9 protein-coding genes and 2 rRNA genes are annotated in these 11,728 nt (G+C 54.9%); 6 read left to right on the top strand and 5 right to left on the bottom strand.

Annotation, left to right across the window (positions count from 1 at the left end; all coding sequences use genetic code 11):
* Both QT231_RS01765 and rrf read left to right on the top strand, forming a co-directional pair.
* Positions 1-104 (top strand): 23S ribosomal RNA (locus tag QT231_RS01765); the annotation flags it as partial.
* Positions 105-257: 153 nt separating this feature from the next.
* Positions 258-373, top strand: a 5S ribosomal RNA gene (gene rrf / locus QT231_RS01760).
* A 146-nt stretch (positions 374-519) separates the two neighbouring features.
* Here rrf and guaD read toward each other — a convergent pair.
* Genes guaD through xdhA form a run of 4 tightly spaced genes read right to left on the bottom strand, consistent with a single transcriptional unit; the run spans position 520 to position 6,568 of the window.
* A complete protein-coding gene (guaD, locus tag QT231_RS01755; protein ID WP_308335221.1) occupies positions 520-1,836 on the bottom strand; it encodes a guanine deaminase in 1,317 nt (438 codons plus the stop codon).
* Between the two features lies 1 nt (position 1,837).
* Complete coding sequence (gene xdhC / locus QT231_RS01750; RefSeq protein ID WP_308335220.1) at positions 1,838-2,707, bottom strand: xanthine dehydrogenase accessory protein XdhC; 870 nt, start codon at positions 2,705-2,707, stop codon at positions 1,838-1,840.
* Positions 2,704-5,127: a xanthine dehydrogenase molybdopterin binding subunit gene (gene xdhB / locus QT231_RS01745; protein WP_308335219.1), complete on the bottom strand. Its 2,424-nt coding sequence runs from the start codon at positions 5,125-5,127 to the stop codon at positions 2,704-2,706. The genes xdhC and xdhB overlap by 4 nt, the downstream gene beginning before the upstream one ends.
* Positions 5,111-6,568: a xanthine dehydrogenase small subunit gene (gene xdhA, locus QT231_RS01740; RefSeq protein WP_308335218.1), complete on the bottom strand. Its 1,458-nt coding sequence runs from the start codon at positions 6,566-6,568 to the stop codon at positions 5,111-5,113. Before xdhA ends, xdhB begins: the two co-directional genes overlap by 17 nt.
* Before the next feature lie 188 nt (positions 6,569-6,756).
* On the opposite strand from xdhA, the gene QT231_RS01735 reads away from it, so the two are divergent.
* Positions 6,757-7,431, top strand: coding sequence for a TetR family transcriptional regulator C-terminal domain-containing protein (locus QT231_RS01735; protein ID WP_308335217.1), 675 nt, complete (start codon positions 6,757-6,759; stop codon positions 7,429-7,431).
* Between the two features lie 7 nt (positions 7,432-7,438).
* Positions 7,439-9,877 carry an ATP-dependent helicase HrpB gene (gene hrpB, locus QT231_RS01730; protein ID WP_308335216.1) on the top strand — a complete coding sequence of 813 codons (2,439 nt, stop codon included), beginning with the start codon at positions 7,439-7,441 and terminating at the stop codon, positions 9,875-9,877.
* 25 nt (positions 9,878-9,902) lie between these two features.
* Here the strand turns inward: hrpB and QT231_RS01725 are convergent, their stop codons facing one another.
* The gene (locus QT231_RS01725; RefSeq protein WP_308335215.1) at positions 9,903-10,118 is read right to left on the bottom strand and encodes a hypothetical protein; all 216 of its coding nucleotides are present in this window, start codon (positions 10,116-10,118) and stop codon (positions 9,903-9,905) included.
* 167 nt (positions 10,119-10,285) lie between these two features.
* On the opposite strand from QT231_RS01725, the gene QT231_RS01720 reads away from it, so the two are divergent.
* Positions 10,286-10,459, top strand: a complete 174-nt coding sequence (locus tag QT231_RS01720) for a DUF2970 domain-containing protein (protein WP_308335214.1) — start codon at positions 10,286-10,288, stop codon at positions 10,457-10,459.
* Positions 10,460-10,585: 126 nt separating this feature from the next.
* Positions 10,586-11,701 (top strand): cytochrome c oxidase subunit II, encoded by a 1,116-nt coding sequence (gene coxB, locus QT231_RS01715; protein WP_308335213.1) that lies wholly within the window; start codon positions 10,586-10,588, stop codon positions 11,699-11,701.
* The last annotated feature ends 27 nt before the right edge of the window (positions 11,702-11,728 follow it).

Raw genomic sequence — 11,728 nt, 5'->3', positions numbered from 1 at the left:
GCCTCCTGAAGGGCCCAGCGAGACCAGCTGGTTGATAGGCACGGTGTGGAAGCGCTGCAAGGTGTTGAGCTAACGTGTACTAATGGCCCGTGAGGCTTGACCCTATAACACCCAAGGGGTCTGGTCGTGATGATAACGTGAAGAACCGGATACGCAGGCTGAGCTAACTGTTGAATACAGAGCTTGGCAATGAGACGCACACAATTTAGCAAGCAACGATAGAAAGCTAGTCAGCATGATGTACATAGCCAGTTACGCCTGACGACCATAGCATGCGTGAACCACCTGATCCCTTGCCGAACTCAGAAGTGAAACCGCTTAGCGCCGATGGTAGTGTGGGGTCTCCCCATGCGAGAGTAGGTCATCGTCAGGCACTTATTATGAAAAATCCCCCAGGGCTTACGCCTTGGGGGATTTTTTTGCGTGAAAGTTAGGTTGTGAGGGGAAAATAGTGAGGAGTGAGGGGTAAACTTAAACACCTCACACCTCACACCTCACACCTTACCCCTCACTCCTCACTTATACATCCCTACGGTGTTGGCAGATGCCACCGGCCCAGGTCTCATAAATGGCGCGATCATCAGCCAGCATCATTAATGCAAACAGCCGTTCGCCAAGGGTAGTGCAGTGGGTTATGCGTCGTGACAGCAGCGATGTTGCCTGTGGATCAATCACCACAAAGTCAGCCTCAAGGCTAGGGGCTAACTGCCCAATGTGACTATCCAGCGAAAGCGCTTTTGCATTGCCCATGGTTAAGCCATAAAAGCCCTGCCATGCGGTGAGGGGCTGCCCGCCTAGTTGACCCACTTGATAGGCTGCTTTAAGCGTGCCAAACCCTGATAAATCGGTGCCTGCACCAATATCGCTGGCAAACGTATATGCCATACCCGTCTGTTTGGCTGCTTCCCGGTCGAATAATCCGCTACCTAGAAAAAGATTGGAGCTGGGGCAAAAAGCTATATTGGCGCCTCGATCTGCCAAACGCTTGCGCATGCCATTGTCGAGATGAATACCGTGGGCAAAGGTGCTGCGGGGGCCAACAAGGCCTGCTTCTTCATAAACGGCCAAATAGTCGCGACTACCTGGAAACAGTTCGGCTACCCAGTCCAGCTCACCGCTGTTTTCAGCCAAGTGAGTTTGCAACCAAAGAGTGGGGTCATTACGCAGAAGGGCGCCGGCAGCGTCCATTTGCGTTTTTGTTGATGTCGGTGCAAAGCGTGGCGTGACGCTGTAGCCCAGTCGGCTATTGCCGTGCCAATCCTCAATCAGGCGTTCACTGTCGGCGATGCCCGAAGCACCGTCCATTAGCGCCTCGGGCGCGTTACGATCCATCAATACCTTGCCCACCAGCATGCGTAATTGGCGCTTTTGGCAGGCAGTGAAAAAAGCGTCCACGGAGCCAGGGTGGCTAGAGCCGAACACTTGGGCAGTCGTAGTGCCTGCACGTAGCATCTCATCCAAAAAGGCGTTAGAGAGCGCTTCCGCATGGGCGTGATTGGCAAAACGGCACTCTTCAGGAAAAGTGTAGTCGTTTAGCCAGTCAAGTAGCTGACGCCCATAAGAGGCCATGATATCCAACTGCACATAGTGCACATGGGTATCGATAAATCCCGGCATAATCAGTTTGTCACGGTAATCCAGAACTTCCACACCTTTGGGTAATGAAGGTGAAAGCTCAGCGAAATGGCCAACGGCATGGATTTGCTGGCCTTTCAGCCACAGCAAGCCGTCGCCGTAGTGCTCTAAGCTGCCCGGTGCGGGCATATCGCCATCCCCAGGGTCGCGGACAAAGCTGATCAATTCGGCACGAATAAACGTATTGGGAGAAGAATTCATATTAACTCGTGGTCGTAGGAGGATCGGTCAATAGCGCCCGCAGAGACTGGGAATCCAGCCCGCGGTTTTCTTGAGAAGTAGGTGTGTCCGTTAGCCAAAGCAGCTCAGCCACCACCGTAAGCGCAATCGCATAGGGCGTTTTATTAGTCAGCTTAGTGGCGTGGATGCGCCCAATGGGGCTTCGCACCCGCGCTATTTGTTCATCAGAATAACCGTCGCGTTTCAGCCGTCCTGAAAAGCTAGCCCACTTGCTGTCAGAACCAATCAGCCCAATTGATGCGACGTCGTCTCGCTCAATTAGCGCTTTGATCAGCATGTAGTCTTCATCATGGTTGTGCGTCAATACCAGCGCATGGGTATCTGCAGGCAAGTCAGCGACGCATTTCTCAGCATCATCAAGCGAATAACAGTGAAGTCGTGGTTGCTGCTGCCCGGCAAACACATCACTACGGCTATCGTACCAATGTAGTTGCCAAGGGAGCGGGGCGCCCAGTTTGACGATCTCTTGACCGACGTGGCCTGCACCAAAGATGGCGATGTGAGAGGTGGCGCCGGGAAAGGCTTCTAAGAGGATATTCACGAAACCGCCGCAGCACTGGCCGCTTCGCCCCCCCAGAGAGAAGGCTTCTAAGCTGAGGCCATAGCGCTGTTCGGCTAAACACGCCCGTGCAGCGGAAATGGTTTGCCACTCAAAGGTACCGCCTCCCAGGGTATCGAAGATGGCATCAATAGTAATCACCATGCGCGCACCCGGCTCGCGGGGTGTCGAGCCCGCGCTGGTCACCTGGGTGGCTAATACATGGGGAATGCCGTCGCGCTGTAAACGGTGCAGTGCCGCATGCCAGGTTTCAGGAGTTTGAGTAAAACTCACAGCGCTTTCTTCCTGATGGCATTGGCCGCCAGCATCACCCGCTCCGGTGTGGCCGGAGTGTCTAAGTGGGGTGATATGACGTAATCAGTAAGGCTCGATAGCGCATCACGCAACGCCGACCAGACACAGATACCCAGCATAAAAGGGGGCTCGCCCACTGCTTTTGACCGGTAGAGACTGGCCATGGAATTAGGATGCCCCTCTAGCAGGGCAACATTGAAGATCGGCGGTAAATCACCGAAAGTAGGAATCTTATAGGTCGCCGGGCCATCGCTGACCAAAACGCCTTTATCGTTCCACTTAAGCTCTTCGCTGGTTAACCAGCCCATCCCTTGAATAAAGCCACCCTCTACTTGGCCAATATCAATGGCGGGATTTAGCGAGTCACCCACATCATGCAAGATATCGACCCGATCGACCTGATACTCACCGCTCAAGGTGTCCACGCTCACTTCAGCCACTGCAGCGCCAAACGCATAGTAATAGAAAGGGCGGCCTTGGCCGATTGAGCGATCGTAGTGAATCAGCGGTGTGGCATAAAAGCCTTTTTCAGACAGTGATACGCGATTGAGATAGGCCGTTTGCACCAATTCACCCCAGGGGATAGTGCGTTCGCTTTCACCAAACCCGGCCACCAGCATACCGTCTTCCAGGCGCATGCCTTCCCGATCCAAGCCCTCTGAATAGTGCCCGGCGGCAAAATCGAACAGACGTTCACGTAGTTTGCCGGCCGCATCCCGTGCGGCCATGCCGTTTAAGTCAGCTCCGCTGGAAGCGGCGGTCGGTGAGGTGTTGGGGACTTTATCGGTTCGCGTAGCGGTAATGCGCACTTTGTCTAAATCGAGTCCCAACTCCCTGGCCACTACCTGGCAAATCTTGGTATGCAGCCCTTGGCCCATCTCGGTACCGCCGTGATTAATCATCACGCTGCCGTCGGTATAAACATGCAGCAGGGCGCCTGCCTGGTTAAGGTGTTGAGCGGTAAACGAAATACCAAATTTCACCGGGGTTAGTGCCAAGCCTCTCTTGATAACCGGACTAGTGGCGTTGAAGTCACTGACCGCTTTGCGACGTACCCAGTATTCGCTGTCGCTTTCTAGCGTTTCAACGAGTGTATGCAGGAGTTGGCGCTGATCGACCTGCTGGCCGTAGTGGGTCACCTCGCGGCCATCGCGGTAAAAGTTGCGCTTGCGAACGGTCAATGGATCTTCACCAATCTGGCGGGCAATGTCATCCATGGCCGCTTCAATAATCATCATTCCCTGGGGGCCACCGAAACCCCGAAAGGCGGTATTAGAGGCGGTATGGGTTTTGGCTCGATGCCCTACCACCTGGGCATCTCCCAGCGAGTAGGCGTTGTCGGCATGAAACATGGCGCGATCAACGATGGCGTCGGAGAGATCCGGCGAGTAGCCGCAGTCACCGATCACGGTGATCTCACCCCCCTGAATAACGCCTTCAGCATCAATAGCGAGCCGGTAACGGTTATGGAAGGGGTGGCGTTTGCCCGTTGCGCGCATATCTTCACTGCGCGGTAGGCGCAGGCGAACCGTCTTGCCGGTGCGGCGGGCAATAATCGCTGCAATGCACGGCCAAGGAGACGCCTGAGTCTCTTTTCCACCGAAGCCACCACCCATGCGGCGGACTTCCACCGTGACCGCGTGAAAAGGAATATCGAGCACCTCCGCCACCAGCTTCTGGGTCTCGCTGGGGTGCTGGTTGGAAGTGTGGACGATAACACCCTCATCTTCGCTGGGGTAAACCACGCAGGCCTGACCCTCCAGGTAGAAGTGTTCTTGCCCGCCGACGAAGAGTTCGCCTTCAATAATCTGTTCTGCTTGATCAAGCGCCTGCTGCCAGTCACCGCGTGTTTGCACATGCGTCGGGCGCACAAGCTCTTTGCGCTCCGTCGCGGCCACCGGGTCTAAACTGGCGGGCTGCTCATCGATGCTGATGGTGGCTAACTTGACGGCTCGGCGTGCTGCCTGCAACGACGTTGCTGCAACGGCGAAGAGGCATTGGCCCGCGTAGCTGATCTCCTGATCGACAAAAATAGGATCACCGGGAAAAACCGGCCCAATATCGGTATGCCCCGGCACCTCATGAAAGGTAATTACATCGACTACCCCAGGTGCCTCTTTGACCTTGCTGAGGTCAAGCTGAGTTAAGGTGCCGTGGGCCACGGGCGAGAGACCTAACGCTACATGCAGTGCATCGGCCGGTGCGGCCAAGTCGTCGATATAAGCCGCCTTGCCGGTGACATGTTTTTCGGCACTTTCATGAAAACTTGAGCTACCTGCTTGCCGCTGTCCGGTACTGTCGACCGTATGGCGTGCCAAGGGGCCAGAGCCTTGAATGTGGTCGTGTAGTTCACGGCGGGCACGGCTGCTATCGCCGTCCAGTTTAGTGAGCGTACGCATGGAGCATCACCTCGTGGTCGGGCGCTGAGAGAGAGAGATAGAGGCGTTCAAACAGGTTCTTGGCGGCTTGCTGGCGATACTGCTGGCTGCCCCGCACGTCACTCATGGGCTGGAAGTCATTATCGAGTGCCTGCTGAGCGGCGCGAAACGCCTCACGGGTAATAGCATTGCCCTCAAGCGCTGCTTCGGCTGCTAGCGCGCGTTTGGGAGTAGCGGCCATACCGCCAAAGGCGATCCGCACATCACGCAAAACACCCTGCTCAACGCGGTAGCTAAAGGCGCCGAGCAGCGCGGAGATATCATCTTCGCGACGCTTGGAGAGCTTCCAGACGCGTAGTTGGCTGCCTTCAACCGGCTGGGGAACGAAAATTCGGGAAATGACTTCATCAGCCGCCAGCGCGGTCTTTTTGTAATCCAGAAAGAAATCCTCAAGCGCTAGGCGCCGCTTGCCGGTTACGCTGGCAAGCTCTACCTGGGCACCTAAGGCCAGTAGCACGGGAGGCGTATCGCCAATAGGGGAAGCATTGGCGATATTGCCGCCCAGGGTTCCCCGGTTGCGAATTTGCTGTGAGCCCAGCCGGTGCAGCAGATGGGCAAACGCAGGGAAGTGCGCTTCAAACAGGGGTTCGAGCTGGGTATAGGTCACCCCGGCGCCTATCCACCAGCCGATTTGATTGTCAAGCTGAGCCTCTTCAATGGTTAGTAGCTCGGCAACGCGAGAAACGTCAATCAACTGATCAAGGGTTGCCAGGCGCTGAGTGCTCTCCAGCCAAAGATCCGTGCCGCCTGCCACCAAGCGTGCCTGAGGAGCTGCTTGACGCCACTGCGTTAGCGCTGCCAGCGACGCTGGTTGGGCGAAAAATGGCGCTGTTCCCGGCGACTCTGTCGTCTGAGCATCGCTTTCTGGTGCTGGCAGCGTCGCATCGAACCACTGAGGACGCTCGTAGGGCATATCATTCATACTCAGCGCAGCATCCCGAATCGGTCGATAGCCGGTGCAGCGGCACAAGTTGCCGCCTAGCGCGGCTTCCAGTCGCACTGGTGTTAGCGGTGAGGGCCGCTGAGTAAGGTCGTTATGCAGGGTGAACAGCGACATAACAATACCCGGCGTGCAAAAACCGCACTGGCTACCATGGCATTTGACCATCGCTTCCTGGGCAGGGTGCAGGTTACCTTTTACCGACAACCCTTCAACAGTGACCAAGTGCTTACCCCGAAGTTGGTGAGCAGGCGTAATGCAGGCGTTAGCGCTGGTAAAATGTTGTCTGTCGGCCGTTGACTCACCAATCGCTACGGTGCAAGCGCCGCAATCGCCCGAGGCGCAGCCCTCTTTGGTACCCGTTTGGGCCAAATGCTCGCGCAGTAGGGTTAAAATACTGGTGTCGGGTGAAATGTCACACCGCTGGGGGGTACCATTGAGCAGGAACGCAATCGTAGCCATGCCGAACTCCATTGTGATTGTATAGACCGGGATCGTGCTGACCGATCGGTCAATATACGTTGAGCTTGGGACAAAACGCCCTACCTTGCAAGTATTTGCTCACTGCACAGGAGTGGGGCAAGCTTGTGTGAAATGCCAACTTTCGGGGCAATTCGCTAGCCTAGCCATATCACTAAGGAACCTTGTTAATGACCGTCGCATCTGCCACTTCTGAAAGCCCTGGCCGGGAAAAAATCGAGTCGGGTATCTTGCTTGCTGCGGAGCAAGTGTTTTCTCAGCACGGCTACCGCGGGGCGAGCTTGCAAATGATCGCTGATCAAGCCGGTCTCCCCAAAGCCAACATTTTGTACTACATGGGCAGTAAACAAGCGCTCTATGTGCGGCTGCTTAACCGCATGATGCATCGCTGGAACGAAGTGCTTGAAGACATTACCCCTGATAGCGATCCCGCGACGGTACTCAGTGACTTTATTCGCACTAAAATGGTGCTTGGGCAGCGCTATCCCGAAGGCTCAAAACTCTTTGCAGCGGAAATTTTAGCCGGTGCTCCCTTCTTAACTGAGTATCTGAAGGGCGAGTTACGGGACTGGGTGGCTTCTCGTACTGCGATCATCCGTCAGTGGTCGGCACAAGGCAAAATGGATGAGGTTGATCCGCGCTGGCTTATTTTCCTGATCTGGTCTGCCACCCAGCATTACACTGAATATAGTGCTCAGGTCAGCGGTATTCTAGGCCGCGATGCGTTAACCGAGGATGATCTCGAGTCGATCTCCGCCTTCCTTGAACAGGTTATCCTAAAAGGCTGCGGTGTCACTGCGCCTTCTGTGAAGCAGGGTATTGACACTCACAGTGTGGAAAAGTGATCCCTGAATGAGCAATTTACCTATTGATCACTACCTTGAGCAGCTTAAAAACCTCCTTGCTGCCCATAACCGTCTGGTGCTGATTGCCCAGCCGGGGGCGGGTAAAACCACCCGCGTGCCGCTCTGTTTGCTTGACGAGGAGTGGGCCAAAGGGCAAAAGCTACTATTACTTGAGCCACGGCGGGTAGCGGCGCGTTTGGCGGCTAGCTTTATGGCCCAGCAACTGGGTGAGAGCGTTGGTCAAACGGTCGGTTATCGCATGCGCGGTGATAGCTGTGTCAGTGCACAAACCCGATTGGAGGTAGTGACCCAGGGCGTGCTCACCCGCATGCTGCAAGATGATCCGCTGTTAGAAGGCGTCGCCGGGATTATTTTTGATGAGTTCCACGAGCGCAGTTTAGACGCCGACCTGGGCCTAGCGTTAACGCTGGATGTGCAAACCAGTATTCGTGACGATTTACGCTTACTGGTGATGTCGGCAACCTTGGATAGCGAAGCGCTCAAGCGAGTGTTGGGCGAGCAGGTGCCTGTGATTGAGTGCCACGGGCGCCAGTTTCCGGTGACGACGGTTTATCGTCCTTCGCTAAGTGGTGAAGAGAGCGCCAGCCACGCGCTTCGGGTGGTCGAAGAGGCGCTATCACTACCCAATTCCCAGGACATACTGGTCATCTTACCCGGTGTCGCTGAAATTAATCGCTTAGTACAAGTGCTGGAAAAGACATTTCCTAGCCTGGCGATTCGACCGCTGCACGGCAGAATGAGTATTGCTGAACAGCAGGCAGCCTTGGCGGCGAACACATCTAAGCAGCGAATTATTGTCTCCACCGCTATCACCGAATCGAGCATTACCGTTGAGGGTGTAAATGTGGTAATTGACGGTGGCCTGGAGCGAGTGCCGCTTTTTCAGCCGCGCACCGGGTTAACCCGTTTGACTACCCGACGCATTAATCGCGCCAGCGCTGACCAGCGCCGGGGGCGCGCAGGGCGGCAGCAGGAGGGCAGCTGTTTTCGGCTTTGGGCTCAGGATCAGACATTGGTGCCTTACGGTGAGCCGGAAATTCAGCAGGCGGATCTCTCATCGCTCGTCCTCGAACTGGCGTGCTGGGGCGTCGCATCGCCCCAGGCGCTCAGCTGGGTATCGCCGCCGCCGGAGGGCGCCTGGCGCAGTGGACAAGCGCTGCTGACACAGCTGGGGATATTAGACGAGCACCACAAGCTAACCCCGCTGGGAAGTCGCTGTGCCCGCTGGCCTGTTGAACCGAGAATTGCCGTCATGCTGGAGCGAGCTGCAGACTTCAAAGCTGTGCCACTGGCTTGTGGGTTAGCTGCACTGCTGGAGGAGCGTGACAGTACCGAGCGCTCGCTGCACGATGCGTTAGCACTACGTCTGCGTCAGCCTAAACGTTTCCCCGCTTGGCAGCGTGAAGCGCTTAGGTTGTCCCAGCGAGCAGGAGTAACACTTAGTGACGCCGAGCTAATCCCCTTGGGGCCACTCTTAGCGCTGGCCTACCCGGAGCGCATTGGCCAGCTAATAGAGCCGGGTAAGTTTCGCCTTGCCAATGGCAAAACGGCTACGCTGCCGTTAAACGATGCGCTAGCGCATCAATCCTATTTAGTGGGCGTGGCGTTAAATAGCCAGGCAGGTGGTGAGGCACGAATTACCGTAGGTGAGCCATTGTCACGTGAATGGCTGCTTTCGCTATATCCCGGTATTCGCCAATGGCAGCCGCGGGTAACGTGGTTGCAAGAAGAGGGGCGTTTAGTCGGTGAAGAGGTGCAGGCGCATGGCAACCTCACCATTGCCAAACGACCTTTAGCCCACCTGCCGCAAGAGGCGGTAAAAGAGGCGCTATTGAGCGCCCTACGCCAGCAGCCTGAAAAGTTATTTGGCGATCAACTACAGCAGTTGCGCGGGCGAATGGCGCTACTGCGTGAATATCAGGGAGAAGCGTGGCCCGACTGGTCGGAGCAGGCGCTCTTAGCCTCGCTGGATAGCTGGCTGGCCCCTTACCTGGTTGGCATCAAGCGGCTGAGCCAAATTGATAAATTGCCCCTGGAGCGTTATTTGCTCAATTCACTACCTTGGGAGATGCAAAGTGAATTTGAGCAGTTAACGCCACTAACGCTGGCGGTTCCTAGCGGCAAGCAGGTTGGCTTGGACTACCTGCCGTGCCTTTCCCAACGCCCACCTGTTTTAGCGTTGAAACTGCAAGAAGCCTTTGGCTGGCAGGTAACGCCGACCGTTGTGAATGGAGCCGTTGTAGTGATGATTCATCTGCTTTCACCTGCGCGTCGGCCGTTGCAGGTAACCCAGGATTTAGTCAGCTTTTGGCAAAATGGCTACCCTGAAGTGCGCAAAGAGATGCGTGGTCGCTATCCCAAGCATCCCTGGCCAGAAGATCCTTTAACAGCACTAGCTACTGCGCATACCAAGCGTAAGGAGTGAAACTAAAGCGACCACGACACGGGGGCTACTCGCTACGCTTTTCCGGGAGTTCGTCTGGAATGCGGTAGCGCACACCATCAACGCGTTCTTCCTCGTAGCGTTGATTCTCCTCTTCAGGCACAACGCCGATGACGGTTTCCTGAGAGCCGTCCGGCCATGTATAAGTCGTACAGCCTGCTAACAGCAGAGGCATCATAGCCAGTAACGTAGAGGCGAATAAGGCGTTGCGGCGCTTGAGCATAAGGCACTCCATTGGGTGGTGCGGATCCTGATAATGAGCTGAGTATCTCACATTGAGAAACTATAGGTAGTCATTTGCCTGACGTAATGCTTATGTATGCCTATGATAATAGCGGTTAACCCTTTAGCCTGCATAAATGCGAGAGCGTCGATTCCCTCGGAGGTTCTATGTGGTCGGTGGTGAAATCAGTGCTAGCAGCCTTACTGGGTGTCCAGAGCAACCAAAAGCGTGAGGAAGACTTTAGTAGTGGCAGGCCAGCGGCCTATCTTGTCACTGGTGTGTTGATTACGCTGCTATTTGTTTTGGTACTTGTTTTTTTGGCCATGTTTGCGGCCCGCTGAAAAACGTTGATAGCGTTAAATAAGCAAAGCGTGACGAATGGCACATATTTTCTATACTGCTAATATCTCAATTAACCCTGTCCTAATCTAACGATAAGTAATAACAACAATAAGCTGGAGGTATCTATGCGTTCACGGTGGTGGTGGCTAATGGCCATATCCCTTGCTGCAAGCGAGTCGCAAGCTCAGTCTAACGGCTGGAACATGCCTGTTGGTGTAACCGATGTGAGCAGCGATATTTATGGCCTGCACATGACCATTTTTTGGATATGTGTGGTGATTGGCGTGGTGGTGTTTGGAGCAATGTTCTACTCCCTGTTTCGTTATCGCCACTCCAAAGGGGCAAAAGCTGCCCACTTTCACGAGCACACTAGTGTGGAAGTATTATGGACCGCCATCCCCATTTTGATTTTGGTTGGTATGGCGGTGCCCGCCACCGCCACCTTAAAAAATATGTACGACTCATCAGACGCAGAGCTGGACGTAATGATCACCGGCCAGCAGTGGCGTTGGCGCTACGAGTATCTTGGCGAGGATGTCGCCTTTACCTCAAATATGAGTACGCCGAGAGCACAAATCAGTGGTGAAGAGGCTCGTGGGGAGCACTACTTATTAGAGGTTGATGAACCGCTGGTGTTGCCGATTAACCGTAAAGTTCGCTTTCTGATGACCTCCGACGACGTTATTCACTCATGGTGGGTGCCGGATCTAGCGGTCAAGCAGGATACGATTCCCGGCTTTATCAATGAGAACTGGGTGAAGATCAACGAACCGGGTATTTATCGTGGTCAATGTGCTGAGCTGTGCGGTATTGATCACGGCTTTATGCCGGTGGTGGTGCATGCTGTAGAAGAAGATGAGTTTGAGAGTTGGCTTGCCGAGCGGAAAGAAGCCGCCGAACAAGAAGCGATGGGTGTTGATCGTGAGTGGGGAATGGAGGAGCTAGTAGAACGGGGTCAATCAGTGTATCAATCGATTTGCTCCTCCTGTCACCAGGCTGAAGGGCAAGGCGCGCCACCTGCTTTCCCGGCACTAGCGAATAACGAACAGCTTATCAGCGACGTGGATTGGCACCTTGATAAGGTTATAAACGGCGTATCAGGCGCTGCCATGCCCGCTTTTCGTAACACCCTAAACCCGGTAGAGATAGCGGCTGTAGTCACCTATACACGTAATGCCTGGGGTAATGATACGGGAGATGCGGTGCAGCCTTCTGAAGTGGCTGAATTAATAGCCCAATGATCCTGGTAAGCCAACGCATCAGACAAC

Origin of the sequence: Halomonas sp. SpR1, assembly GCF_031010175.1 — a bacterium.
Classification (GTDB): domain Bacteria; phylum Pseudomonadota; class Gammaproteobacteria; order Pseudomonadales; family Halomonadaceae; genus Vreelandella.
The sequence above is the reverse complement of the archived record's forward strand: the minus strand, read 5'-3'. Positions and strand labels throughout refer to the sequence as shown.